Here is a 26,124-nt window from a genome sequence, read left to right as displayed (position 1 = left end):
AACTCCGGAAGAAGTGCTGACAAGCAATACAAAAAAGGAAAAGCCGCTCAGCGGATGCACTGAGCGGCTTCAGGCAGCGCCCCTGCGCATAGCAGGAGCACCTAGATCGCACAGCGATTACTTGGAAGCGCGGCGGCGAGCAGCGAAGCCGATGCCAACCAGACCCAGACCCATCAGAGCGTAAGTCGAGGGCTCTGGCACAGCCGTCACGGTCAGCGACGAGTTGATGTTGCCGAAGTCAGCAGCTGCTGCTTGCAGCGAGACATCACCCAGGAATTGCAGGTCCAACGCCTTCTTGATTTCGGCGAAACCGGCAGTCGTCAAAGCCAGGGTATTGATCTGGGTGAGGGCTGTACCTTCTTGGAAAACAGTGTCACCTGCCAGCGTACCGAAGGTGAACAACTTGCCCGACCAGTTGACGTTCACGCCTGCCAAGCTTTGGCCCACGATGGTGCCGAAGATTTCCTTGGTCTGCAGGTTCACGTCCAGGTTACCCACTTCAACCCAGCCGCCGTTGGACACACCAGCCTTGACGATCGCATCTTGACGAGCACCGCCAGCGGTCTTGACCGAGATGACTTGATTGGTGACGCTGTCATAGGTCACAGAGGTGATGGGGGCCGACACGGTGATGTCGGTATAAGCGCCTGCGAGGCCCACGATCTGCGAGTCAGCACCACCGAAAGCCGATGCCGCCACCGAGCCGACGTTCAGAGCGTTGCGCAGGTTGGCGCTGAAAGTCAGGGCGCCGCCGCCGCTGACGACGTATTGGTCACCAGCCGACAGAACGTTGTCAACGGTCACGCTGGCAGCATTGGCTGCACCAGCAGCAACGAAAGCAGCAGCAACAACGATGCTCTTGAATGCAAATTTCATGTCTATCTCCACTAGAGAAACAAAGCGGCCCTTTGAAACTTCTCTGCTTCTGTCGGAAGGCATCCGCGTATTCCTTCGACCGGCCCAGACTTGTGTGTGTCTGTTGGGTCTCAGATTAGCGATGTGCCACACCTCCGACAACGGCCGCCCCCCCCTGAACGCGTGCTTCTCGCGTCAGGAAACCCCCAGTGGAGCCCAAAATCCCCCGCATTCAGGCGTCGGGGCAACCCCCTAATGACGCCAAATCACCCTTTTAGGATCACCTTCGCAAACTTGCGCTTGCCCACCTGCACCACATAAGTGCCAGCGGGCAGTTTCAGGGCCTTGTCGCTCACCGCGCCGCCATCCACCTTCACCCCGCCCTGCTCGACCATGCGCAGAGCCTCGCTGGTGGAGGGCACCAGCCCCGCTTGCTTGAGCAGCGCGCCCACCCCCAGACCCGCGCCGTCAGCAGGCAGACCGAGCGTCACTTCAGGGAGGTCATCGGGCACACCACCGCGGGCGCGGTTGACGAAGTCCGCCAGCGCGTCCTCGGCCGCCTGCGGGCCATGGAAGCGGTTGACGATCTCCTGCCCCAGCAACACCTTGGCATCGCGCGGGTTGCGGCCAGCGGCACATTCGGCCTTCAGGCGCTCGATCTCGGCCATCGGGCGGAAGCTGAGCAAGGTGAAGTACTTCCACATCAGCTCGTCGCTGATGCTCATCAGCTTGGCGAACATCGTGTTGGGCGCTTCACTGATGCCGATGTAGTTGTTCTTGGACTTGGACATCTTCTCGACGCCGTCCAAGCCTTCCAGCAAGGGCATGGTCAGGACGCACTGTGCCTCCTGCCCATACTCGGCCTGCAGGTGGCGCCCCATCAACAGGTTGAACTTCTGGTCGGTGCCGCCCAACTCCAGGTCCGACTTCAGTGCCACCGAGTCGTAGCCCTGCATCAGCGGGTAGAGGAACTCGTGCACGCTGATGGAGGTGCCCGCGTGGAAGCGGTCGTGGAAGTCGTTGCGCTCCATCATGCGGGCCACGGTGTAGCGGCTGGCGAGCTGGATCATGCCGCGCGCCCCCAGGGCATCGCACCATTCGCTGTTGTAACGAACCTCGGTCTTGCTGTCGTCCAGCACCAGGCTGGCCTGGCGGTAGTAGGTTTCCGCGTTGTGCTTGATCTGCTCGGCGGTCAGGGGCGGGCGGGTGGTGTTGCGACCGGACGGATCGCCGATCAGGGACGTGAAGTCCCCGATCAGGAAGATCACGGTGTGCCCCAGGTCCTGCAACTGGCGCAGCTTGTTGAGCACCACGGTGTGCCCGAGGTGGATGTCGGGTGCGGTCGGATCCAGCCCAAGCTTGATGCGCAAGGGCACGCCGGTGGCTTCCGATCGGGCCAGTTTGTGCACCCACTCGGCCTCGGGCAGCAATTCGTCCACGCCGCGCTGCGTGATGGCCAGCGCCTCACGCACACGTTCAGTTACAGGAAATTCGGGCTGATTGGCGGTGGTTTTTTCGAGTTGCGACATGATGGACCGATCAGTGGAAATCAGCAGTACGGCACCCTCTTTGGGGGGCTATACTCAAAAAATTGTGGGCACCCAAGGCATGCACCTTGCATGCAGCGCGGGTTGATTTTAGAGGACGGCGTCCTCACCACCAGGTTTGAGGAGAAATCGAGTTTGAAAACGTCCAAGCAGTACCAGGCCAGCCGGCCTTCTCGCCTCGACTCGATCGTCTCCGCCGCCACCACCCTGCAAAGCATGGTTCATCGCCACCCCCGCCGCGTCAGCGCCGCGGTGTTGACGGTGCTCGCTGGTTCGGCCATGACGGCGTTCGGTGTGGCCCCCTTGGCCGCCCTGCCGCAAGCCCCCGCCCCGGTGGTCACCCAGATCAGCGAAAGCATCCAATCCCCCGAGCTGCAAGCACAGTTGCTGCAACTCGATGGCCAGGCCCTGGCCCTCTATCGCAGCGACGTCACGCGCTCGGCCGACACCGTTGACAGCCTGCTGCAACGCCTGGGCGTCAGCGATGCCGAGGCCGCGCAGTTCATCCGACAGGACCCGGTGGCCAGCACCTTGCTGCAAGGGCGCCCCGGCAAGTCGGTGAAGGCCGTGGTGGCAGACGGTCAACTCCAGCAACTGGTGGTGCGCGGGCCTGCGGTCGCCACCGGTGACTTTGACACCCATTTCACTCGCCTGACCATCGAGCGTGACGCCACCAGCCGCGCCCTCCGCGTCAAGCAGGAAACCGCCCCCCTGGAAGTCAGCACCCAGCTGGGCTCAGGCATGATCCGCTCGTCACTGTTCGCGGCGGCGGACGACGCCCGCATCCCGGACGGCGTGACCAACCAGATCGCAGAGATCTTCGGCAACGAGATCGACTTCCGTCGCGAGTTGCGCAAGGGTGACACCTTCAGCGTGCTGTACGAAGCCCACCTGGCCGATGGCGAGCCCCTCACCTGGGGCAGCAGCCATGGCCGCGTGCTGGCGGCGCGCTTCATCAACAAGGGTGAATCGCACGACGCCGTGTGGTTCCAGGATGCCGGCCGCAAGGGGGCGTACTTCGACCTGAATGGACGCTCGACCACGCGCGCCTTTCTGGCTTCGCCGCTGGCGTTCTCGCGCGTGACCTCCGGGTTCGCGATGCGCCTCCACCCGGTGCACAAAACCATGCGCGCCCACAAGGGCGTGGACTTCGGTGCCCCGACGGGCACCCCGGTTCGCAGCGTGGGTGATGGCGTGGTGACCTTCTCGGGTTGGCAGACCGGCTACGGCAACGTCGTGCACATCGAGCACAGCGGCGGCCGCAGCACCGTGTACGCCCACCTCAGCCGCATCGATGCCCGTCGCGGCACACGGGTCGAGCAAGGTCAACGGATTGGTGCCGTCGGCGCCACCGGCTGGGCCACCGGCCCCCATCTGCACTTCGAATTCAAGGTCAACGGCACTCAGGTTGATCCCATGCAGGTTGCCCGCGCGTCGGAAAGCCTGCGCCTGTCACCCCAGTCGCTGGCCAAGTTCCGCGCCATGGCCGTCAGCGTGGCGCAGCGCCTGGACCGTGCTGATGCCTTGCAGACCGCCGGCCTGACCACCGGCCCTCGATTTGAATGACGCCGCTTCACACCCCCTCAGCCCGCGTCAGCGGGCTTTTTTCTGAGCTGTACATCGGGCTGATGTCCGGCACCTCGCTGGATGGCGTCGACGGCGTGCTGATGCGCCACGACGCGGGTCAATGGCGCACGCTGGCGCATGCCCACCGGCCCTTCCCACCCGCGTTGCGCCAAGCCTTACTGGACCTCAACACCCCCGGTGACGACGAACTGCACCGCAGCGCCCTGGCCGCGCAAGCGCTGGCGGTGGTGTATGCCACCGTGGTCGAGGCGGTGTGCCAGCAAGCGCAGGTGCTTCCCGCCGAGGTGCAAGCCATCGGTGCCCACGGGCAGACCGTGCGCCACCGCCCGGATCAGGGCTACACCCTGCAACTCAATCAACCCTCTTTGCTAGCCGAGTTGACCGGCATCGATGTGATCGCGGACTTCCGCAGCCGCGATGTGGCCGCCGGAGGCCAGGGAGCACCGCTGGTGCCCGCCTTCCATCAGGCCATCTTCGGACGGCCGGATGAAACCGTGGCCGTGCTCAACATCGGCGGCATGGCCAATGTCAGCATCTTGCGCCCGGGGCAGACCCCGCAGGGCTTTGACACAGGGCCTGGCAACGCCCTGCTGGACATGTGGTGCGACATGCAAACCGGCCACGCCTTCGATGCCAATGGCGAGTGGGGCGCGGGCGGCGGGGTACGTGAAGACTGGCTGGCCGATGCACTGGCCGAGCCCTTCTTTCACCAGGCACCGCCCAAGAGCACCGGACGTGATCTGTTCAATGCCGAATGGCTGACCCGCTGGCTAGCACCGCACGGCCTGACCGACGGCCCGCAAGCCGACACGACCCTGGCGCGCGACGTCCAGGCGACCTTGTGCGAACTGACCGCGCGCAGCGCCGCGCTGGCCCTGCGAGAACATGCCGCCGATGCCCGTGATGTCGTGGTGTGTGGGGGCGGTGCGCTCAATGGCGACCTGATGCGCCGCCTGGGAGAGCAAATGCCGGGCGTGCGCGTGGGGCGCTCTGACGCCCATGGGCTGGATGTGATGCAGGTGGAGGCCGCGGCGTTTGCATGGCTGGCCTGGACCCATCTGCAGCGCTTGGCCGGCAATGTGCCGGCCGTCACCGGAGCCCGTGGCCCCCGTGTGCTGGGTGCGCTGTACCCAGCGCGCTGATCAGACCGAGAAGCTGGAGCCGCAACCGCAGGTGGTCTGCGCATTGGGGTTGCGGATCACGAACTGGGCGCCTTCCAGATCGTCCTTGTAGTCGATTTCGGCACCCACGAGGTACTGCAGGCTCATGGCGTCGATCAGCAGGGTCACGCCATTCTTTTCCATCTTCGTGTCGTCTTCGTTGACGAGTTCGTCGAAGGTGAAGCCGTACTGGAAGCCCGAGCAGCCCCCGCCCTGCACGAACACGCGCAGCTTCAGATCAGGGTTACCCTCTTCGGCCACGAGCTCGGCCACCTTGCCGGCCGCCGCATCGGTGAAGACGATGGGAGCGGGCAGATCGGACGAGAAGGTGTCGGCAGAGGTTTCAGCTACGGCGGTCATGGGGTGGTGCTCCGAAATCAACAGTCAATTCTTGGGGGCCAATGGGGTCGGCTGGCCCGATAGGCGCATTGTGCCGCAAGGTCTTCATGATGACATGAAGCCCCCCGACCTTGCCATGAACGCGGGTTTTCGCGCCCGCGTCCCGCCGCCTCAGGGCAGCACCGGCACGTGGGTCAGGCCCAGGTGCTCATCGAGCCCACACATGAGGTTCATGCACTGCACAGCCTGGCCGGAGGCGCCCTTGGTCAGGTTGTCTTCCACGACCAGCACCATCACGGTGTCGGGCTGGGGCTTGTGCACCGCAATGCGCACGGTGTTACTGGCCCGCACGCTGCGCGTTTCCGGCGCACTGCCCGCAGGCAGCACGTCGACAAAGCGCTCACCCGCATAGAAGGACTCGAACAGCGCCTGCAGGTCAGCAGCCTGGCCTTCTGCCGTGAGGCGTCCGTACAGCGTGGAGTGGATGCCGCGGATGATGGGCAGCAGGTGCGGCACGAACAGGCAGTTGACGCTGTCGTCGCCCGCAATGGCGCGCAGTTGCTGGTTGATCTCCGGACCGTGGCGGTGTCCCTTGACACCATAGGCCTTGAAGTTGTCGCCCGCTTCGGCCAGCAAGGTACCGACCTCGGCCTTGCGGCCCGCGCCGGAGACGCCCGAGGCGCAGTTGGCAATCAGGTGGGTGGGCTCAACCAGTTTGTGCTGGAGCAGCGGCGCCCAGCCCAGCTGCACGGACGTGGGGTAGCAGCCCGGGTTGCCGATGACGCGCGCCTGCTTGATGGCCTCGCGGTTCAGTTCGGGCAGGCCGTAAACGGCTTCGGCCAGGATGTCGGGGCAGCTGTGGGGCATGCCGTACCACTGCTCGAACACCGCCGTGTCTTTCAGACGGAAGTCGGCTGCCAAGTCGATGACCTTGACGCCCGCCGCCAGCAGCTCACGCGCCTGGGCCATGGCCACACCATGCGGGGTGGCGAAGAAAACGACGTCGCACTCGGTCAGCTTGGCATCGTCCGGGGTCACAAACGCCAGATCGACATGCCCGCGCAGGCTGGGGTACATGTCGGCCACGGGCAGCCCGGCCTCTTTGCGCGAGGTGATGGCCTGCAACTGAACCTGGGGGTGCTGCGACAGCAAACGCAGCAACTCGACCCCGGTGTAGCCCGTGCCACCCACGATACCGACTTTGATCATCTTTAACCTTTCAGCCTCAGCGGCGCCAGCGCCCCCCGCCACCGTCTGGCGTGCGGGAAAACCATCATTTTAGGAAACATTCCTGACCGCATGGGGCGCCCACAGCGGCCGCAAGTGGATTTCCCATGAAAAAACCCGCTGGAGGCACAGGCCCCGAGCGGGTTTTGGAGGGAGTCCACCCGGCACAGGGCCCGGTGGCACACCCAGAAGGATCAGCGCTTGCTGAACTGCTTCCGACGACGAGCGCCGTGCAGACCGACCTTCTTACGTTCGACTTCACGAGCGTCGCGGGTCACGAAACCAGCGCGGCTCAGCTCAGGCTTCAAAGCTGCGTCGTAGTCGATCAGAGCGCGGGTCACGCCGTGGCGCACAGCGCCGGCTTGACCGGATTCGCCACCACCGTGCACGTTGACCTTGATGTCGAAGGCTTCGACATTGTTGGTCAGTGCCAGAGGCTGCTTGACGATCATGATCGAGGTTTGACGGCCGAAATACTGCTCGACCGGCTTACCGTTGACAATGATCTGGCCAGTGCCCTTCTTGATGAAGACGCGGGCGACGGACGACTTGCGACGGCCGGTGCCGTAGTTCCAGTTACCAATCATGTGGCCGCTCCTTAGATTTCCAGGGCCTTGGGCTGCTGGGCGGCGTGCGGATGCTCGCTACCGGCGTAGACCTTCAGCTTCTTGATCATGGCGTAGCCCAGGGGACCCTTGGGCAGCATGCCCTTGACGGCCTTTTCGATGGCGCGGCCAGGGTGCTTGGCTTGCATGTCCTTGAACTTCGTGGCGTAGATGCCGCCGGGGAAGCCCGAGTGACGGTAGTAAACCTTGTCGTTGGCCTTGGTGCCAGTGACGCGGATCTTGTCGGCGTTGACGATGACGATGAAATCGCCGGTGTCCACGTGAGGCGTGTAAATGGCCTTGTGCTTGCCGCGCAGACGGAGAGCGACTTCGCTGGCCACTCGTCCGAGCACCTTGTCGGTGGCGTCGATCACAAACCACTCGTGCTTCACTTCGGCCGGCTTGGCGCTGAAGGTCTTCATGAGATTTCCTTGGTAAAAAACTGGCTGACTGTCGCCATTGGAACCACTTCTTAGGATGTGGTGGCCTCTCAAGCAACGGGCGGCGGGCCTGCGGTGCACTCAATGCGTGCCCCAGCGGTTTGGCCTGCGTCCCGGACTGCGCATACAAATTGTGCACGCAGCCCTCCCGGCAACCATGTCGGGAATCGCGCAGTATAGCCCGCTTTGTCACCGCCGTGCAAACTTGTTGGCGGAATGTACGCCTCCACCTCGCCCGAAGCCGGCCTGCCGCACTAAACTTGTCATGAAAGCAAGCACGGTAGGCACGGTGCGCACGCGACATTGGTGTTAACCCTAGGTTATGATGCGTCGCAACATCTCGAGACGAAACATGCGCTTCACAGGCTCAGAAAGGGGTCAGCGATGACTGCGATCAAGCCAAGTTCTGATCTGGACCGATTCGGACTGGGGCCCGACATGGGTGCCCCCCACCCGCAGCCCAGTCTGAGCGGGGATCACTGGGTCCCCATCCGCGACCTGCACGCTCGCCATCGCCGCCGCATCCTGGACCACCTGCTCCATCTGGACGAACGGGATCGTTATCTGCGCTTCGGCTTCCCGGCCACACAACATCAGATGGCGCAGTACGTGGCATCGATCGATTTCAAACGCGACGAGGTGTTCGGCATCTTCGACCGCAAGCTGCGCCTGGTGGCGGTGGCCCACTTGGCCGCCCTGCCCGGTCATGGCCCGCACGAGGCGAACCCCGACACCCGCGCGATGGAGTTCGGTGTGTCGGTGCTGCCGTCGGGGCGCGGCAAGGGTCTGGGCATGCGCCTGTTTCAGCACGCCATCATCCATGCGCGCAACCAGCACGCCACGCACATGATGATCCACGCGCTGAGCGAGAACGCGCCGATGCTGCGCATCGCCGCCAAGGCCGGCGCCGTGATCGAACAGGACGGCCCCGATGCTCAAGCCTGGTTGAAACTGCCGCCCGATACGGTGGGCAGCCACCTCGACAGCTCACTGCAATCGCTGGCCGCCGAGGTGATTTACCGGGTGAAGTACCGCGTGATGCACGTCAGCGACTGGCTGCGCATGTTGATGGCCTCGTCCTGACGCCCCCAAACCCCTCGGCGGAGGGGTTTTGCACGACCGCAGCACGGCGTACCATCCCAGCGTTGAACAGGGAACAGCATGGCGTCGAATGCGTGGTTATGGCTTGTGTGTGCGACCGCTTTGGTCGGCGGCCTGCTGCTGGGCTGGGGTGGGCATGCCTACCTCACCCGCGCACGGCATCAGAACTGGCCCAAGCGCTGGAATTTGCAGGCGCGTCCGCTGCTCAATGCCCATGAGCGCGCCCTGTTTCGAGAGTTGCACGCCACCCTGCCCCAGCACGTGGTACTGGCCAAGGTCAACCTGCTGCGCTTTTGCCAGTCCGCCGACGCGCGCGACGCCCGCACCTGGTATGACCGCCTGCAGGCCCTCAACGTGTCCTTGCTGGTGTGCACACCCAACGGCGTGGTGATCTCGGCCATTGACTTGGAGTCACAGCCCCCCTCGTCCCGCTCCACGGGGCGGTCGCAAAAGCTCAAGGAAGCCACGCTGGAAGCCTGTCGCGTGCGTTATCTGCGCTGCCGCCCGGGGCAGTGGCCGCAAGGCGCCTTGATGGCGGCCTGGGCATTGGGTCAGGATCTCGCCCTCGCGCCGCAAGATCGGCCCGGTGACGAACTCAACGATGCCGGCGATCAACTGGCCCGCAAACTGAAAGAGCGGCGTGCCGAGCGCGCTGCCTTGTGGGCCGAGTCCAGCTTTGCGCAGGACTCGTTTTTCGCGTTCGACAGCCGCTTCGATGGGGTGCCCGCATCGGCACCCGCACCCCTCGACGACCTCAGACCGTCGCGTTCAGCAGCAGCGCGTTGACGCGGCGCACATAGGCGGCCGGATCTTCGAGCTGCCCGCCTTCGGCCAGCAGGGCCTGGTCGAACAGGATGTGTGCCAGGTCATCGAAGTGGGCACTGGTGTCCAGCTTCTTGACCAGGGCGTGGTCCGGGTTCACTTCCAGGATGGGCTTGACCTCGGGTGCGGCCTGACCGGCCTGCTTCAGCAGGCGGGCCAGGTGGGCACTCATGTCGCCCGACTCGGTGACCAGGCAGGCCGGTGAATCGACCAGGCGGGTGGTGACGCGCACCTCCTTCGCGCGGTCGCCCAAGGCAGCTTGCAGTCGCTCCAGCACGGGCTTGAAGGCGGTGGCCGCCTCTTCGGCCTTCTTCTTTTCCTCTTCGTCTTGCAGCTTGCCCAGGTCCACGGCGCCCTTGGTGACGTTCTGCAGCGGCTTGCCGTCGAAGTCATAGAGGTGCGAAAGCAGCCACTCGTCAACCCGGTCGGTCAGCAGCAGCACCTCGATGCCCTTCTTCTTGAAGAGTTCGAGCTGCGGGCTGCTCTTGGCGGCCTGCAGGCTGTCGGCGGTGATGACGTAGATGGCTTCCTGGCCTTCCTTCATGCGCGACACGTAGTCGGCCAGTGACACGCTCTGGGTGCCGGTATCGTCGTACGTGGAGGCGAAGCGCAGCAGCTTGGCCAGGCGCTCCTTGTTGGCAAAGTCTTCGCCGACGCCTTCCTTGAGCACGGCGCCGAACTCGCTCCAGAAGGACGCGTACTGGTCGCGCTTGGCCTGGTCTTCGTGGTTGGCGAGCTCTTCGAGCATGGACAGCACGCGCTTGGTGCAGCCTTCGCGTATGGCCTTGACGTCCCGGCTTTCCTGCAGGATTTCGCGGCTGACGTTGAGCGGCAGGTCGGCCGAGTCGATCACGCCCTTGACGAAGCGCAGGTAGGTCGGCAGCAGCGCTTCGGCGTCGTCCATGATGAAGACGCGCTTGACGTAGAGCTTGAGGCCGCCGCGCTTGTCGCGGTTCCACAGGTCGAACGGGGCCTTGGCGGGCACGTACAGCAACTGGGTGTATTCGCTGCGGCCTTCGACGCGGTTGTGGGTGTAGGCCAGCGCGTCTTCGCTGTCGTGGCTGAGTTGCTTGTAGAACTCCTGGTACTGCTCGGGCGTGATGTCGCTCTTGCTGCGGGTCCACAGGGCGGCGGCCTGGTTGACGGTTTCCCACTCGTCCTTGACGACGTACTCACCCTTGTCCTTGTCCCACTCTTCCTTTTGCATCAGGATGGGCAGGGAAATGTGGTCGGAGTACTTGCCGATGATGCTGCGCAGCTTCCAGGCGGCCAGGAACTCGTCTTCGCCTTCGCGCAGGTGCAAGATGATGTCGGTGCCGCGGCCGGGCTTGGTGATGGTGTCGACCTCGAAGTCGCCGGTGCCTTCGCTGCTCCAGCGCACGCCTTCTTCGGCCTTCAGGCCGGCACGGCGCGATTCGACGGTGATGCGGTCGGCGACGATGTAGCCGCTGTAGAAGCCCACGCCGAACTGACCGATGAGTTGGGCGTCTTTCTTCTGGTCGCCCGACAGGCGCCCCATGAAGTCCTTGGTGCCACTCTTGGCGATGGTGCCGAGGTGGTCGATGGCCTCTTGCGCGCTCATGCCGATGCCGTTGTCACGGATGGTGATGGTGCGGTTGGCCTTGTCGACGAGCACGCGCACGTCCAGATTGGGAGCGTCTTCGAACAGCGCATTGTTGTCTAGCGCCTCGAAGCGCAGCTTGTCGCAAGCGTCGGAGGCGTTGGAGATCAGCTCGCGCAGGAAGATTTCCTTGTTGGAGTACAGCGCGTGCGTGACCAGGTGCAGCAGTTGCTTGACTTCGGCCTGGAAGGTATGGGTTTGCTTGGTCATGGCGGGTTCTGATGCAGACGAAAGGGTTGCAAGAGTTGCGTTAACGGATGGGTCGAGAGATGGCGGCAGCCCCTCGTTTTTCAAGAGCGGCCAATGGGATGAAGATTTTTTGCGACAAGCCTTGTGCGCCAACGAAAAGTCGGCATATACTTTAGGTCTTGATGGCGCTTTAGCTCAGCCGGTTAGAGCGACGGAATCATAATCCGCAGGTCCGGGGTTCGAATCCCTGAAGCGCCACCAAAATTCTTCCAAACGCGACAGCGCTTTGGACATCAAGCCACCCTTCGCGGTGGCTTTTTGCTTTGTGGCGCCAACACGACTGAAACGTCCACAACGCACGGTGTAAACTTGATGCACAGCAAGATTTGGGTGACTCGCGCCGGGATGACGCGGGGCATCGGTAGCATGTAACAAATGTTTCAACCCTTGCCACGGCAAGCCGATTACCGACTGCACATGCTCAAAAACATCAAGATCGTTCAGTACTTCGGCGGCATCATCGTCGCCTTCTGGATTTCCTTTGGCGCCCTGGCGCTGCTGGCATGGCTGGGCCTGGGCAGCGCGGCCAACAGCCTGCACGAGGTGCACGGCAAGCGCATGCGCAAGGCCGATCAACTGGCGCAGATGGCCGATCAGGCCACGCGCAACCGCATGGAGATCCTGCTGATATTCCAGCACGATCCGTCGGGCCAGTTGGCCAGCGCGCACGATCACGCCACGGAAATTCACCTGGACAACTTCGCCAAGCGGCGCACGGAGATTGAACGCCTGTGGACCGCCGTGAAAGAAGGCCCCCAGGATGAGGCTGAGCAGACCCTGATCCAGCAGGTGGAGGCCGCCCGCCAGGCTTGGCGCATTCAAACGGATGCAGCCCTGCAAGCGGTGCAACAGGGCAACTTTGCCCCGGACGTGATGGCACGGTACCTGGCTGCCGGCCGCACCGAAGGTGAGGCGATGCTGAAAGCGCTGAACGACCTGAACGCGTATCAGCAAACCGCCGCCAGTGAGTCGGCCCAAGCTGCCGATGCGCGCCACCAATTTGCCACCGCCGCGTTTGTGGCCATGGCGATCGGCCTGGGTCTGCCGGCCAGCCTGCTGGCGCTCTATGTGCTGCGCCGCATGCGCCAAGGCTTTGCACGTGCAGACGAGAGCACCAAGGCCATCGCCTCGGGCGACCTGACGCAAAGCTCGTACACCGACGGCCGCGACGAAATCGCGCAGCTCCTCAATCACATGGAACTGATGCGCGCCAACCTGATCCGGGTGATCTCGGAGGTGCTGGAGTCGGCCGACAGCATCCAGGTGGCGTCGTCGCAGGTGGCGGCAGGCAACGCAGACCTGAGCCAGCGCACCGAGCAGACGGCTGGCAACCTGCAGCAAACCGCGAGTTCGACCGAAGAGCTGGGCGTGACCGTGCGGCAGAACGCCGACAACGCCCGTCAGGCCAATCAGCTGGCCCAGGGGGCCTCAGAAGTGGCCACCCGTGGTGGCGCCGTGGTGGCCGAGGTGGTGGACACCATGAAGGGCATCAACGACAGTTCGCGGCGCATTGCCGACATCATTGGCGTGATCGACGGCATCGCGTTCCAGACCAACATCCTCGCCCTGAATGCGGCCGTGGAAGCGGCGCGGGCGGGAGAGCAGGGTCGTGGCTTTGCCGTGGTGGCCGGTGAGGTGCGCTCGCTGGCGCAACGCTCGGCCGAAGCAGCACGCGAGATCCGCACGCTGATCGCGGCCAGTGTGGAGCGCGTCGAGGCGGGTTCGCGCCAGGTGGATCAGGCGGGGAGCACGATGCACGAGGTGGTCCAGGCGATCAGCCACGTGCGCGACATCGTGAGCGAGATCAGCCAGGCCAGCGTGGAGCAAAGCGAAGGCGTGTCGCTGGTGGGGCAGGCAGTCAGTCAGATGGACGCCGCCACACAGCAGAACGCGGCGCTGGTGGAACAAAGCGCCGCTGCCGCCGAGAGCCTGAGCAATCAGGCTCGCAATCTGGTGAACACCGTGTCGGCGTTCAAGTTGAGCGCCTCGGATCTGCGAGAGGTCCCGCAGATCCGATGAGCGCGAGGGGTGATCTGGTCGTGGTGACGATCAGATCACGCCCTGGGCCAGCATGGCGTCGGCAACCTTGACGAAGCCGCCCACGTTGGCACCGTTGACGTAGCTGACCGTGCCATCGGCGCGGCGACCGTGGCGCACGCACACTTCATGGATGCTGCGCATGATGCCCAACAGGCGGGCGTCGACTTCCTCACGGCTCCACGACAGACGGATGGCGTTCTGGCTCATTTCCAGACCGGAGGTCGCCACGCCACCGGCGTTCGATGCCTTGCCCGGTGCGTAGAGGATGCCATTGCCCTCGAAGATGTGCACGGCTTCCAGCGTGGAGGGCATGTTCGCGCCTTCGGCCACGCAAATGACACCGTTCTTGACCAGGGTCTCGGCATCCTTGCCGTCCAGCTCGTTCTGGGTGGCGCAAGGCAGGGCCACGTCCACCGGGATGTGCCAGGGGCGCACGCCTTCCAGGAAGACCGTGCCGGGCACGCGCTTGGCGTAGTCGCCAACGCGGCCATACAGGTGGTTCTTCACTTCCATCAGCTCGGCGAGCTTGGCGGGCGTGAAGCCGGCTTCGTCGTGGACAGTGCCGCTGGAGTCAGACACGGTGACGACCTTGGCACCCAGGGCCATGGCCTTCTCGACGGCGTACTGGGCCACGTTGCCGGAGCCGGAGACGCTCACGCGCATGCCTTCGAAGCTGCGGCCCTTGAGCTTGAGCATTTCTTCGGCGAAGTAGACGGTGCCGTAGCCGGTGGCTTCCGGACGGATCAGCGAACCGCCAAAGCTCAGGCCCTTGCCGGTGAAGACGCAATCGGCGCGATTGCTGAGCTTCTTGTACATGCCGGCCATGTAGCCAACTTCGCGACCACCCACACCGATGTCACCGGCCGGCACGTCGGTGTCGGAACCCACGTGACGGAACAGTTCGCTGACGAAGGCCTGGCAGAAGCGCATGATTTCGCCCTGGCTCTTGCCCTTGGGATCGAAGTCGGAGCCGCCCTTACCGCCACCCATGGGCAGCGTGGTCAGGGCGTTCTTGAAGGTCTGCTCGAACGCCAGGAACTTCAGGATGGACAGGTTCACCGAGGGGTGGAAACGGATGCCGCCCTTGTAAGGACCGATGGAGGAGCTGTGTTGGATGCGGTAGCCGCGGTTGACCTGCACCTGACCGCGGTCATCGACCCAGGACACACGGAACATGATGGTGCGCTCGGGCTCCACCAGTCTCTCCAGCAGGCTCTGTTCGGCGTACTTCGGGTTCTGCTCGATGAAGGGCCACAGGCTGTCCATCACCTCGGTGACGGCCTGGAGGAATTCGGGTTGGCCGGGGTTGCGGGCGGCAACCTGGCTCAGAAAGCTGTCCAGCGACTGAATTTTCATGATGTGCGCACCGATCAGGTGCCGTTGTGTGGAGGGCGGGTCGAACATTCTGTCATACAGATGCCCACCATGGTGCATGCGGGGTTAACAGGCGAGCAAGGCAGTCAAGCAATCGCACCAACATGGGGCAACGAGAGCGCCACCAGGATCATGACAATACGAATGATTCCTGTTATCTTCGGCTGCATCTCACAAGGGGGTCTCCGGCCCCTTGCCGTCCAACCTCAAGGAAGCTGTCACATGGCCCGTCTGACCTCTCGCGTTGCCGCCCTCACCCTGATTGCGCTGGCCTGCCAGGGCGCCGCCCACGCCGCCGATGCGGTGCTCAACATTTACTCGGCGCGTCACTACCAGACGGACGAGGCGCTGTACAAGGACTTCACCAAACAGACCGGCATCCAGGTCAACCGCCTGGATGGCAAGGAAGACGAGTTGCTGGAGCGCATCAAGAACGAAGGCGCCAATTCGCCCGCTGACATCCTGATCACGGTGGACGCAGCCCGCCTGGAGATCGCCGACAGCCTGGGCCTGTTCCAACCCCTTTCGTCGAAGGTGCTGAACGCCCGCATTCCCGACCACCTGCGCACCCCCACCTGGGTTGCCTTCTCGACACGCGCCCGCGTCATCGTCTACAACAAGCGTGCCGTGAAGGCCGAGTGGGTGCAGACCTATGCCGACCTCGCCAACCCGCGTCTGAAGGACCAGGTGTGCGTGCGATCGGGCTCGCACCCCTACAACCTGTCGCTCGGCGCGGCCATGATCGCGCACGAGGGCGAAACGCAGACCGAGAACTGGGCGCGCGGCCTGGTGGCCAACTTTGCGCGTGCCCCCAAGGGCGGCGACACCGACCAACTCAAGGCGGTGGCGGCCGGCGAATGCGGCGTGACAATCTCGAACAGCTACTACCTGGCCCGCCTGATGCGCTCGACCAAGCCGGAAGACCGCAAGGTGGTCGAGTCGCTGGGCGTGGTGTGGCCCAACCAGAAGAGCTGGGGCACGCACATCAACATCTCGGGCGCAGGCGTGATCAAGACGGCCCCGAACCGTGCCGCCGCCGTCAAGTTCATGGAATACCTGAGCAGCGACAAGGCCCAGGCCTACTTCGCCGATGGCAACAACGAGTGGCCGGCCGTGAGCTCGGTGAAGATCGACAACCCGGCGCTGAAGGCCCTGGGCAGCTTCAAGCCGGACACGCTGCCGGTGGGCGACCTGGCACGCAATGCGGCCAAGGCGCAAAAGGCCTTCGACCGCGCCGGCTGGCGTTGAGGATCAGAGCGAGGTCGACGAGCCCTGACGAGCTTTGGCGATCTCGCGGCTGAGCACGATCAGGGGCAGCAGCCCCACCACCACGATGGCCAGCGCCGAGGTGGACGCTTCGGCCAGACGCTCGTCAGACGCCAAGGTGTAGGCCTGCGTGGCCAGGGTGTCGAAGTTGAAGGGGCGCATCACCAAGGTGGCGGGGAGTTCCTTCATCACGTCGATGAAGACCAGCAAGGTGGCCGTCAGCAGGCTGCCGCGCAAGAGCGGAAAGTGCACGCGGCGCAAGGTGGCCGCCGGGCTCAGCCCCAGGCTGCGCGCCGCATTGTCCATGCTGGGTGTGATCTTGAGCAGGCCCGCATCGACCGACTGCACGGCCGGCGTGAGAAAGCGCACCACACAGGCGTACACCAGACCGGCAATCCCACCGGTGAGCACCAGACCAGACTGCCAGCCCCAATGGGCAATCAACCAGTTGGTGAGCACGTTGTCGATGCGGGAGACCGGGATGAGCACCCCGACCGCGATGACGGTACCGGGCAAGGCATAGCCCAGCCCACCCAGGCGGTGCACGCTGCGCACCAGCCACGACTTGGCACGCAGGCGGGCCGCATAGCCCAGCAGCAGCGCCAGGCTCACGGCGATCAAGGCTGTGAGACCGGACACGGTGACGCTGTTGGTGGCCAGCTCGATGAAGCGGGCGCCGAACTGCGCGTCGCCTTCGGTGATCGCCATCTCCAGCAGGATGCCGGCGGGCAGCAGGAAGCCGGTCACCAGCGGGATCAGACAGGCGATGACGGCCAGCGCGGCGCGCACACCCCGCAGGCGCCGCGCCTTGAAGCGGGCTCGGCGCAGGGTCGTGTCATGAAAACGCGCCCGACCGCGTGACAGGCGCTCGAAGGCCAGCACCAGGATGACGAAGCCGAGCAAGGCCGTGGCCAGTTGCGCGGCGGCCACCCGGTCACCGAGCGAGAACCAGGCGCGGTAGATGCCGGTGGTGAAGGTCTGCACACCGAAGTAAGACACGGCCCCGAAGTCGGCCAGCGTCTCCATCAGCGCCAGCGAGACGCCTGCGGCGATGGCCGGGCGCGCCAGCGGCAGCGACACGCGCCAGAAACTGGCCCAGGGGCCCAGGCCCAGCGAACGCCCGACTTCGAGCATGCCCCCGGCCCGCTCCAGAAAGGCGGTGCGCGCCAGCATGTACACATAGGGATAAAGCACCAGCGAGAACAGGATCACCGCGCCGCCCAGCGAGCGCACATCGGGGAACCAGTAGTCGGCGCGCGTCCAGTCGAAGGTGTCGCGCAGCGCGGTCTGCACCGGGCCGACAAACTGCAGCAGGTCGGTGTAGGTGTAGGCCATCACGTAGCCGGGCACGGCCAGGGGCAGCACCAGGGCCCACTCGAGCATGCCGCGCAGTGGGAAGTTATAGCGCGTGACCAGCCAAGCCGCCCCCACCCCCATGCTGGCCGTGCCCAGGCCCACGCCTAGGCACAGCCACAGCGTGGACCAGATGTAATCGGGCAGCACCGTGGAGGCCAGGTGCGACCAGGTGTCGCTGGTGCCGGTGCTGAGCACATGGCTGATGACCGCGAGCACCGGCAAGGCCACCAGGGCCCCGACGAGCACGGCCCAGGCGGTGAGCCACCCGGCCCGCCAACGCGCGATGCCAGACCAGACCGAGGACACGGACGAAGGAGAATGAGAGGAGACTGCCGGCTTCATGGTGAATTGAGAATTATCATCGTTTCATTGCCGGTTTCCGAATTTGTTTGCCCCATGCCCGTCTCGGCCCCCACCGTCCTGCCCCCCGTCACCAACCCCAGTCAGGCCTGGCTGGTCGTGGACGACATCACCTTGCGCTACGGCAAACGCGCCATCCTGGAGCACCTGAGCTTTGCCTTGCCCCAGGGCGGCATCGCCTGCCTGCTGGGCCCTTCAGGCTGCGGCAAGACCACGGCCCTGCGTGCCATCGCGGGGTTCGAGCCGATCAGCGCGGGTGCCATCCGGCTGGCCGGGCAGGTGGTCAGCGCGCCGGGGCAAATCACGCCGCCCGAGAAGCGTCGCATCGGCATGGTGTTTCAGGATTACGCCTTGTTCCCGCACCTGACCGTGGCGCAAAACGTCGGCTTTGGCCTGAAGGGCCGCGCTGAGGCCGCGCAGCGCGTGGCCGAGATGCTCGACACCGTGGGCCTGGCCCATGCCGCGCAGCGCTTCCCGCATGAGCTCTCGGGTGGCCAACAGCAGCGGGTCGCCCTGGCACGCGCGCTGGCGCCGCAACCCAGCATCTTGTTGCTCGACGAGCCCTTCTCGAACCTGGACGTGGCGCTGCGCGAGCGCCTGGCCAGCGAGGTGCGCGACATCCTCAAGGCCACGAACACCACCGCCGTGCTCGTCACCCACGACCAGCACGAGGCCTTTGCCATGGCCGACGTCATCGGCGTGATGGCCGATGGCCACCTGCAGCAATGGGACACGGCCTATGGCCTGTACCACCAGCCCGCCAACCGCCGGGTCGCGAACTTTGTGGGCCAGGGTGCGTTCGTGCCGGCGGTGGTGGTGGACGCACACCATCTGCGCCTGGACGTGGGACAGAGCACCGGCGACCAGACCGTGTTCGCCACCGATGACGTCATGCACCATGCGGCAGGCACCCGGGTGGACGTGCTGATGCGCCCCGACGACGTCGTGCACGACGACGCCAGCCCGGTGAAGGCGCGGGTGCTGCACAAGGCGTTCAAGGGCGCCGAGTTTCTGTACACCCTGGCGCTGAGCGACGGCACCGAGGTGCTGTCCACTGTGCCCTCGCACCACGACCATGCCATCGGCGAAGCGATTGGCATTCGCCTGGACCTCAGCCACGTGGTCGCCTTTGCCCACGCCGCCGAGTGACGCCATGCACAATCTGCCCGCCCTCATCCTGGCCGCCGGTCGCGGCGAACGCATGCGCCCGCTCACCGACACCACACCCAAGCCGCTGTTGAGCGTTCAGGGCAAGCCGCTGATCGAGTGGCACCTGGAAGCGCTGGCGCGCGATGGGGTGCGCGAGGTCGTGATCAACACCGCCCACCTGGAAGAACAGTTCCCCGCCGCACTGGGAGATGGTTCGCGCTGGGGCCTGCGCATCCGCTACTCAATGGAAGGCCGCGACCACGGTGGCGCGCTGGAAACCGCCGGCGGCATGGCCCAGGCCCTGCCGATGCTGGGCGAGGCCTTCTGGGTGCTGGCCGGTGATGTGTTCGTGCCGGGCTTCCGCTTTGAGGCGAGCGCCGCGCAGGCCTTCGTCGAAGGCCCCGACTGGGGCCAGATGTGGCTGGTGCCCAACCCGGCCCACGTCCCGCAAGGCGACTTTGCTCTCACGCCCGACGGGCGCGTGCAGCGCAAGGACCAGACCACCACCGGCACGCCCGCCTACACCTACTCGACCATCGGCCTGTACCGCCCGGCCATGGTGGCGGGCATCCAGCCCGGTGAGAAGGCGGCGCTGCGCCCCTGCCTGGAGCGGGCGATCGATGGCGGCCGCCTGAGCGGCCGGCTGTACACCGGCCCCTGGGTCGATGTGGGCACGCCCCAGCGTCTGGCCGAGCTGAACGCGGCGCTCTGACCCCTCCGACGGCGGGCGGGAAAAGCCCCACACAGGCGCGGCTGTGACGGGTAAAATCCGAGCTTGATCAACAGCCCCTGGATCTACACCATGCCCCGCTGTCTTTCGATGGTCCTGGCCGCTGCGGCCCTGGCTGTCCCGGCCTTGGCCTGCGCCCAGGTCACACGCACCTTGCCGATGGACTCCCTGCGTGGAGAAGTGGCCTTCGGTCAACCGCCTGAAGTCCTGCTCAATGGCCAGCCCATGCGTCTGGCCCCCGGTGCCCGCATCCGCGACGCGCAGAACATGGTGGTGCTGTCCGGCGCCCTGGCCGGACAAAAGCTCAAGGTGAACTACACGGTCGACCCGTACGGGCTGTTGTTCAACGTGTGGATCCTGCGTCCGGAGGAGTTGGCCAAGCGCTGGCCCTCGACCCCCAAGGAAGCCGCCACTTGGACCTACGACCCGATCAATTTTGCCTGGATCAAGCCCTGATCCCCTCCCGACCCATGAGCACCGCGCCCGAGACCAAGAAGGTCTACATCAAGACCTATGGCTGCCAGATGAACGAATATGACTCGGACAAGATGTCCGACGTCATGAACGCCGCCAAAGGCTACACGCCCACCGACAACCCCGAAGAAGCCGACCTGATCCTCTTCAACACCTGCTCGATCCGCGAGAAGGCACAAGAGAAGGTGTTCAGCGATCTCGGCCGCGTCAAGCACCTCAAGGACAAGGGCGTGATGATCGGCGTGGGTGGCTGCGTGGCCAGCCAGGAAGGCGCCGCCATCATCGAGCGAGCGCCCTATGTGGACGTGGTCTTCGGCCCGCAAACCCTGCACCGCCTGCCGGCCATGCTGGAAAAACGCACGCAACTCAAGCGCCCGCAGGTGGACATCAGCTTCCCCGAGATCGAGAAGTTCGACCACCTGCCCCCGCCGCGCAAGGAGGGTGCATCGGCCTTCGTGTCGATCATGGAAGGCTGCTCGAAGTACTGCAGCTACTGCGTCGTGCCCTACACCCGCGGCGAAGAGGTCTCGCGCCCGTTCGACGATGTGCTGACCGAAGTGGCCGACCTGGCCGACCAGGGCGTCAAGGAAATCACCCTGCTGGGCCAGAACGTCAATGGCTACCGCGGCAAGATGGGCGACACCAGCGAGATCGCCGACTTCGCGATGCTGCTGGAGTACGTGGCCGAGATCCCCGGTGTCGAGCGCATCCGCTTCACCACCAGCCACCCCAACGAGTTCAGCCAGCGCCTGATCGACGTCTATGGCAAGACCGACAAGTTGGTCAACCACGTGCACCTGCCCGTGCAGCACGGCTCCGACCGCATCCTGATGGCGATGAAACGGGGCTACACGGCGCTGGAGTACAAGAGCACCATCCGCAAGCTGCGCGCTGTGCGCCCCAACATCAGCCTGTCGACCGACTTCATCGTCGGTTTCCCCGGCGAGACCGATGAAGACTTCGACAAGCTCATGAAGCTGGCCACCGACCTCGAGTTCGACGCCTCGTTCAGCTTCATCTACAGCGCGCGCCCCGGCACCCCGGCCGCTTCGCTGCAAGACGACGCCACCTACGACGTCAAGCTCAAGCGCCTGCAAACGCTGCAGGCCTACCTGGAAGCCAATGTGCTGCGCTACAGCGAAGCGCTGGTGGGCAAGACCCAACGCATCCTGGTCGAAGGCCCGAGCCGCAAGGACCCGAGCGAGCTGATGGGCCGCACCGAGTGCAACCGCATCGTCAACTTCGCCGCTGGCCCCACACAGGCCCTGCGTGACCGCCTGGTCGGACAGCTGATCGACGTGAAGATCACCAAGGCCTTCCCGCACTCGCTGCGGGCGGACATCCTGCTCGACCAGGCCGCCTGACCCACCCGGCATGGCGGCGCCACCCCAGACCAGCGACCTGAGCAAGGGATCCAAGCATGTCTGACGCCGTCGCCGCCGACCCCATCGCCTGCTGGGACGCGCTCCTGGCCGAGGCGGCGCATGTGCTGCATCACCCCGACGTGGCGGACTTCGCGCCACGCCTCGAAACCCTGGCCGACGCCATTTTCGCGGCACTGACGCGAGACCCGGATGCCGGCGTTTTCGCCCTGCTCCATGGCGAAGACGCGGCCGGCTATGCCGTCACCCATGCGCTGCGCACGGCCCTGGTGTCCGCCCTCGTGGCCGAGCGCTGCGGCTGGAGCCTGAGCGCCCGGCGCACCCTGGTGCGCGCCGGCCTGACGATGAACATCGCCATGCTGGACCTGCAGAACACGCTGGTCACGCAGCCCACGCCCCCCACGTCGCGCCAGCGTGCCGAGATTGCCTCGCATGCCCAACGGGGCCGGGCGATGCTGGAGGCCGCCGGCATCACCGATGCCGACTGGCTGGACACCATCACGCATCACCATGTGACCCCGGGCGGTCATGCCCTGCCGCGCCAGCGCCGTGACCTGTGCCCGCTGGCCTGCATGATCCACTATGCCGATGTCTACCTGGCCAAACTGAGCCCCCGGGCCACCCGTGCGGCCATCGCGGTCAACGTCGCCGCACGCGAGTTCCACGTCAGCGCCGGCGGGGCCGACAACCCCTTTGTGACCGCCATCCTGCAGGAGATGGGGATCTTTCCGCCTGGCACCTTCGTCAAGCTGCGCAACGGCGAGACCGCCATCGTGCTGCACCGTGGCGCCACCCCCGACAGCCCGGCCGTGCACAGCGTGATGGACCGCGACGCCCGCCCCCTCCCCGCGCCGCTGGCACGCGACACGACCCAGCCCGCGTTCAAGGTGGTGGCTGCCCTGCCGCGTGGTCAGGTGCCACTGCACCTTGACCGGCAGATGCTGTTTGGCCATCCCGGCACCTGATCACCGGTCGCAGCAAGCCCCCTCATTCGCGTGACATCGTCCACGAATGGCGACACACCCGGGGGTTTGTCCCCCGACACACCTTCGGCCAAATGTCCGAATCTGCAAGAAATTGCAGTAGTGAGTGTCGTCCATGAAGCTCCTGAGACTGTGCACCCAGCACATCCGCCTCAACCACCCTCTGCCCTGGAACGTTCACAACGAGCCCGGGCAGTTGCTGTTGAGCAAGGGCTTCGTGCTCACCAGCCAGGCCCAGATTGACGCGCTGCTGGCGCGTGGCATGTACGTCGATCAGGACGAGTACGAGCAGCATGCCCGCAAAGCTGCCGAAAGTGCCGTCGCTGCCAAGATGGACCCGTTCACGCTGTGGTCCAACATCCTGCGCAACGTGGCCCAGGTGCTGCTGCGCCCGGACAGCCCGACCTTCGTGACCGAGATTCAGCAGCTGACGGGAACCATCCAGAAAGCGATGAAGGACGACATCGAGATCGGCTCCTTCGAGATATTGCACGGCCAGCCCGTGGGCTATGCGGTGATGCACTCGCTGCAGACCGCGTTTGTGGCCTGTCTGGTGGCCGAGCGATTTGGCTGGAGTGAATCTGATCGCCACACCTTGATGCAGTCGGCGCTGACCATGAACATCAGCATGCTCAACATGCAGAATGTGCTGGCCAAGCAGCCCACGCCCCCCACCCCCGAACAGCGCGCCGAGATCGATGCACACCCGCGCAAGAGCCGCGACATGCTGGAGGCCGCGGGCGTCACCGACGCAGCCTGGCTGCACACCGTCGAGCACCACCACGTGACCCAGGGTGGCAAGCCCCTGCCTCCTGACCATGGCACCTTCGGCCCTTTGGCCTGCATGATTCACTATGCCGACGTGTACCTGGCCAAGATGAGCCCGCGCGCCACCCGCCCAGCCCTGGCGGTCAACGTGGCGGCGCGTGATCTGTATGTCCATGCGGGCGGCGCCGACAATCCCTATGTAGGGGCCATCATCAAGGAAATGGGGATCTTTCCGCCGGGCTCCTACGTGAAACTCGCCAATGGCGACACCGCCGTGGTGACCCGCAAAGGCCCCACAGCCAATGCGCCACTCGTCCACAGCCTCATCAGCGCCGACGGCTGGGTGTTTCCCGACGCCAAGCTGCGTGACACCACCAAAGGCGAGTACAAGGTGGTCGCCGCCGTGCCGCGTGACAACGTCCTGCTGCGCCTCAACCGCCAGCGCCTGTTCGGCTACGCCACGGCCTGAGTCAGGGCGGCCACGAGCTGGTCGACCTGTGCCAGCGTGTGAGCGGCTGACAGCGAGATACGCAGGCGCGCGGTCCCCTCGGGCACGGTGGGCGGTCGGATGGCGGGCACCCAGACCCCTTGTTGATCGAGCTTGGCCATCACCGCCAGCGCCGCCTCATTGCTGCCAATGATCAAGGGCTGGATGGCGGTGTCCGACGGCATCAGCTGCCAAGGCAAGTGGGCCGAGGCGATGCCCTCGCGCAGGCGCTGCTGCAAGGCCCGCAGGTGATCGCGACGCCAGCCCTCCTCCTGCATCACGCGCACGCTGGCGCGCAAAGCTTCGGCGATCATGGCCGGCGTGGCCGTGGCAAACATGTAGGTGCGCGCTTTTTGCAGCACCCACTCGACCATGCTGGGCTCCCCCGCGACAAAGGCCCCGGCCACACCGGCCGCCTTGCCCAGGGTGGCCATGTAGATCAGGCGGTCCATGCGCCCCTGCCAGGCGGGCGCCACGCCGTCGCGCCCCGCCATGCCGAAGTACGACAAGGTGCCCTCGCCATGCTCGCCCAGCACGCCAAAGCCGTGGGCATCGTCGATCATCAGCCAGGCATCGAAGCGCTCGCACAGGGCCATCAGCGCCGGCACATCGGCCACATTGCCGTCCATGCTGAACACCGCATCGGTCACCACCAGCTTGCGCTTGGCCGTGCTGGCTTGCAGCGCCTGCTCCAGCGCAGCCAAGTCGGCGTGTGGGACCACATGCAGCTCGGCCCGCGACAAGCGGATGCCGTCGATCAGGCAGGCATGGTTGAGCGCATCGGAGAACACGGCATCGCCCTTGCCCACCAGGGCCGGGATGATGCCGACGTTCGCCGCATAGCCGGCATAGAAGTACAAGGCCCGTGGCAAGCCGACCAAGGCGGCCAGTTCGTTCTCCAGGGCCTCGTGGGCCGGGCTGTGCCCGCAGACCAGGGGCGAGGCGGTCGCACCCACGCCATAGCGGGCAGCGGCCTCTTGCGCGGCCGTGATGACCGCCGGATGCTGGGACAGGCCCAGGTAATCGTTGCTGCCGAAGGACAGGCGAGCCTGCCCGTTGATCAGGTAGTGGGTGCCGCGCAGATCCTCTTCGGCGGCGGACAGGTCCACGGGCGCCTTCAGAGGCATCACCTGGCGGCGTTGGCGGGCCAGGTGGGCGGTGCGCAGTTGCGCCAGTTCTTGGTCAAACAATCCAGTCATGGGCCAAGGGTAACCCCAAGTGCGAGGCTTTTCGGCCTCAGCGGTTCCAGGCGGCAAACAAGCCAGCACGGGCCGCCTGGGTGATCGCTGCCACACCGGGGTGGGTGATGCGCCGCTCCACCGTGATCACGTAGAACTCCTCGATGAGGTCGGTGGCCTCACCCAACAGGCGCACGCCGTACTGGCTGCGCACCTCCTGGTCCAGCACCATGGGCGCGACGAACACGCCGTGGCCCTGCTTGCCCAGCTCGGTGACCAACGCGCCATCGTCAAACTCCCCGACCACGCGAGGGCGCAGCTTGTGCTTGCCCAGCCACTGGGTCAGGCGCACCCCCATGGCCGAGTCGGCACCCGGCGCCAGCAAAGGCAGGCCATCCAGGCAGGCTGGGAACACCCCTTGCGCACGCTCGGCCAAGGCCGGTGCGGCATAGAAACCCACGTTGGCACCACCGAGTCGGTGGTTGAAGGCGGTCACGCTCAGGGCCGGTGGCAGCGGGATGTCAGACAGGACCAGGTCCAGCCGGTGCACCGCCAGCTCGGCCAGCAGGCTGTCGAGCTTGCCTTCGCGGCTGATGACCTTGAAGGGCTGGGCCTGGCTCATGGCCGGCTCCAGCAGGCGGGTCACCACCAGCTTGGGCACCGCATCGGCATTGCCCACCCGCAGCTCGACCGGACGCAAGGCACCCTTGGGCTGGCGCACCACCTGTTCCAGCTCGGCCCCCAGGTTGAAGATGTCCTGGGCGTAGCTGAAGGCAAGCTGGCCGGTCTCGGTCATCTCCAGCTTGCGACCCTTCTTGCGAAACAGCGGGCGGCCGAAATGCTCTTCCAGCAGCTGGATCTGGCCGCTGATGGTTTGGGGCGTGACGTGCAGGTGCTCGCCCGCCTTCACGACGCCGCCCAGGCGTGCCACGGTCCAGAAGTACAGCAGGTGCTTGTAGTTCATTTCGGTTTCACCGATATGTTTTCGTCAAAAAACCGAATTTACGCGAAACATTGAGCTGCG

Annotated in this window: 23 protein-coding genes and 1 tRNA gene; 13 read left to right on the top strand and 11 right to left on the bottom strand. The window is 65.1% G+C overall.

What is annotated here, in order from left to right; genetic code table 11:
* Positions 1 to 117: 117 nt before the first annotated feature.
* The gene (locus tag RBT42_RS03770; protein ID WP_320362528.1) at positions 118 to 939 is read right to left on the bottom strand and encodes a PEP-CTERM sorting domain-containing protein; all 822 of its coding nucleotides are present in this window, start codon (positions 937 to 939) and stop codon (positions 118 to 120) included.
* A gap of 182 nt (positions 940 to 1,121) precedes the next feature.
* The gene (gene tyrS, locus RBT42_RS03765) at positions 1,122 to 2,384 is read right to left on the bottom strand and encodes a tyrosine--tRNA ligase (RefSeq protein WP_320362527.1); all 1,263 of its coding nucleotides are present in this window, start codon (positions 2,382 to 2,384) and stop codon (positions 1,122 to 1,124) included.
* Positions 2,385 to 2,537: 153 nt separating this feature from the next.
* Here tyrS and RBT42_RS03760 point away from each other — a divergent pair, with 153 nt between their 5' ends.
* Both RBT42_RS03760 and RBT42_RS03755 read left to right on the top strand, forming a co-directional pair.
* Positions 2,538 to 3,968, top strand: coding sequence for a M23 family metallopeptidase (locus tag RBT42_RS03760; RefSeq protein WP_320362526.1), 1,431 nt, complete (start codon positions 2,538 to 2,540; stop codon positions 3,966 to 3,968).
* Positions 3,965 to 5,131, top strand: a complete 1,167-nt coding sequence (locus RBT42_RS03755) for an anhydro-N-acetylmuramic acid kinase (protein ID WP_320362525.1) — start codon at positions 3,965 to 3,967, stop codon at positions 5,129 to 5,131. Before RBT42_RS03760 ends, RBT42_RS03755 begins: the two co-directional genes overlap by 4 nt.
* On the opposite strand, the gene erpA is transcribed toward RBT42_RS03755, so the two are convergent.
* The 4 genes from erpA to rplM form a co-directional block, all read right to left on the bottom strand.
* The gene (gene erpA, locus RBT42_RS03750) at positions 5,132 to 5,509 is read right to left on the bottom strand and encodes an iron-sulfur cluster insertion protein ErpA (protein WP_320362524.1); all 378 of its coding nucleotides are present in this window, start codon (positions 5,507 to 5,509) and stop codon (positions 5,132 to 5,134) included.
* 150 nt (positions 5,510 to 5,659) lie between these two features.
* Positions 5,660 to 6,697, bottom strand: a complete 1,038-nt coding sequence (gene argC, locus RBT42_RS03745) for an N-acetyl-gamma-glutamyl-phosphate reductase (protein WP_320362523.1) — start codon at positions 6,695 to 6,697, stop codon at positions 5,660 to 5,662.
* 212 nt (positions 6,698 to 6,909) lie between these two features.
* Positions 6,910 to 7,302 (bottom strand): 30S ribosomal protein S9, encoded by a 393-nt coding sequence (gene rpsI, locus RBT42_RS03740; RefSeq protein ID WP_320362522.1) that lies wholly within the window; start codon positions 7,300 to 7,302, stop codon positions 6,910 to 6,912.
* Positions 7,303 to 7,313: 11 nt separating this feature from the next.
* Entirely contained in the window at positions 7,314 to 7,742 is a 429-nt protein-coding gene (gene rplM / locus RBT42_RS03735) for a 50S ribosomal protein L13 (RefSeq protein WP_294638427.1), read from the bottom strand.
* Between the two features lie 456 nt (positions 7,743 to 8,198).
* On the opposite strand from rplM, the gene RBT42_RS03730 reads away from it, so the two are divergent.
* Both RBT42_RS03730 and RBT42_RS03725 read left to right on the top strand, forming a co-directional pair.
* On the top strand, positions 8,199 to 8,843 hold the full coding sequence (locus RBT42_RS03730; RefSeq protein WP_320362521.1) for a GNAT family N-acetyltransferase: 645 nt from the start codon (positions 8,199 to 8,201) through the stop codon (positions 8,841 to 8,843).
* A gap of 78 nt (positions 8,844 to 8,921) precedes the next feature.
* Positions 8,922 to 9,647 carry a DUF2726 domain-containing protein gene (locus RBT42_RS03725; RefSeq protein WP_320362520.1) on the top strand — a complete coding sequence of 242 codons (726 nt, stop codon included), beginning with the start codon at positions 8,922 to 8,924 and terminating at the stop codon, positions 9,645 to 9,647.
* Here RBT42_RS03725 and htpG read toward each other — a convergent pair.
* Complete coding sequence (gene htpG, locus RBT42_RS03720) at positions 9,616 to 11,514, bottom strand: molecular chaperone HtpG (RefSeq protein WP_320362519.1); 1,899 nt, start codon at positions 11,512 to 11,514, stop codon at positions 9,616 to 9,618. The genes RBT42_RS03725 and htpG overlap by 32 nt on opposite strands.
* Before the next feature lie 163 nt (positions 11,515 to 11,677).
* On the opposite strand from htpG, the gene RBT42_RS03715 reads away from it, so the two are divergent.
* Together RBT42_RS03715 and RBT42_RS03710 are read left to right on the top strand one after the other, a co-directional pair.
* Positions 11,678 to 11,754: transfer RNA gene (locus RBT42_RS03715), tRNA-Met, on the top strand.
* 216 nt (positions 11,755 to 11,970) lie between these two features.
* The gene (locus RBT42_RS03710) at positions 11,971 to 13,572 is read left to right on the top strand and encodes a methyl-accepting chemotaxis protein (protein WP_320362518.1); all 1,602 of its coding nucleotides are present in this window, start codon (positions 11,971 to 11,973) and stop codon (positions 13,570 to 13,572) included.
* Between the two features lie 30 nt (positions 13,573 to 13,602).
* On the opposite strand, the gene gdhA is transcribed toward RBT42_RS03710, so the two are convergent.
* On the bottom strand, positions 13,603 to 14,949 hold the full coding sequence (gene gdhA, locus RBT42_RS03705; RefSeq protein WP_320362517.1) for an NADP-specific glutamate dehydrogenase: 1,347 nt from the start codon (positions 14,947 to 14,949) through the stop codon (positions 13,603 to 13,605).
* A gap of 240 nt (positions 14,950 to 15,189) precedes the next feature.
* On the opposite strand from gdhA, the gene RBT42_RS03700 reads away from it, so the two are divergent.
* Complete coding sequence (locus RBT42_RS03700) at positions 15,190 to 16,215, top strand: Fe(3+) ABC transporter substrate-binding protein (protein WP_320362516.1); 1,026 nt, start codon at positions 15,190 to 15,192, stop codon at positions 16,213 to 16,215.
* Between the two features lie 3 nt (positions 16,216 to 16,218).
* Here RBT42_RS03700 and RBT42_RS03695 read toward each other — a convergent pair whose 3' ends face one another.
* Positions 16,219 to 17,931: an iron ABC transporter permease gene (locus tag RBT42_RS03695; protein WP_320362515.1), complete on the bottom strand. Its 1,713-nt coding sequence runs from the start codon at positions 17,929 to 17,931 to the stop codon at positions 16,219 to 16,221.
* Between the two features lie 54 nt (positions 17,932 to 17,985).
* Between RBT42_RS03695 and RBT42_RS03690 the strand changes: the two genes are divergently transcribed.
* From RBT42_RS03690 to RBT42_RS03665, 6 genes are all read left to right on the top strand, one after another.
* Positions 17,986 to 19,098, top strand: coding sequence for an ABC transporter ATP-binding protein (locus tag RBT42_RS03690; RefSeq protein ID WP_320362514.1), 1,113 nt, complete (start codon positions 17,986 to 17,988; stop codon positions 19,096 to 19,098).
* A 4-nt stretch (positions 19,099 to 19,102) separates the two neighbouring features.
* The gene (murU, locus tag RBT42_RS03685; protein ID WP_320362513.1) at positions 19,103 to 19,810 is read left to right on the top strand and encodes an N-acetylmuramate alpha-1-phosphate uridylyltransferase MurU; all 708 of its coding nucleotides are present in this window, start codon (positions 19,103 to 19,105) and stop codon (positions 19,808 to 19,810) included.
* Between the two features lie 90 nt (positions 19,811 to 19,900).
* A complete protein-coding gene (locus RBT42_RS03680; RefSeq protein ID WP_320362512.1) occupies positions 19,901 to 20,284 on the top strand; it encodes a hypothetical protein in 384 nt (127 codons plus the stop codon).
* 14 nt (positions 20,285 to 20,298) lie between these two features.
* Positions 20,299 to 21,666 carry a tRNA (N6-isopentenyl adenosine(37)-C2)-methylthiotransferase MiaB gene (miaB, locus tag RBT42_RS03675; protein ID WP_320362511.1) on the top strand — a complete coding sequence of 456 codons (1,368 nt, stop codon included), beginning with the start codon at positions 20,299 to 20,301 and terminating at the stop codon, positions 21,664 to 21,666.
* A 56-nt stretch (positions 21,667 to 21,722) separates the two neighbouring features.
* The gene (locus RBT42_RS03670; protein WP_320362510.1) at positions 21,723 to 22,649 is read left to right on the top strand and encodes a hypothetical protein; all 927 of its coding nucleotides are present in this window, start codon (positions 21,723 to 21,725) and stop codon (positions 22,647 to 22,649) included.
* Positions 22,650 to 22,782: 133 nt separating this feature from the next.
* Entirely contained in the window at positions 22,783 to 23,904 is a 1,122-nt protein-coding gene (locus tag RBT42_RS03665; RefSeq protein WP_320362509.1) for a hypothetical protein, read from the top strand.
* On the opposite strand, the gene bioF is transcribed toward RBT42_RS03665, so the two are convergent.
* Both bioF and nhaR read right to left on the bottom strand, forming a co-directional pair.
* A complete protein-coding gene (gene bioF / locus RBT42_RS03660; protein ID WP_320362508.1) occupies positions 23,889 to 25,121 on the bottom strand; it encodes an 8-amino-7-oxononanoate synthase in 1,233 nt (410 codons plus the stop codon). The genes RBT42_RS03665 and bioF overlap by 16 nt on opposite strands.
* A 37-nt stretch (positions 25,122 to 25,158) precedes the next feature.
* Positions 25,159 to 26,064 (bottom strand): transcriptional activator NhaR, encoded by a 906-nt coding sequence (nhaR, locus tag RBT42_RS03655; RefSeq protein ID WP_320362507.1) that lies wholly within the window; start codon positions 26,062 to 26,064, stop codon positions 25,159 to 25,161.
* Positions 26,065 to 26,124: the final 60 nt, after the last annotated feature.

It is taken from the genome of Aquabacterium sp. (assembly GCF_034003525.1).
Classification (GTDB): Bacteria; Pseudomonadota; Gammaproteobacteria; order Burkholderiales; family Burkholderiaceae_C; genus Aquabacterium.
This window is presented reverse-complemented; position numbering and strand designations above follow the sequence as displayed.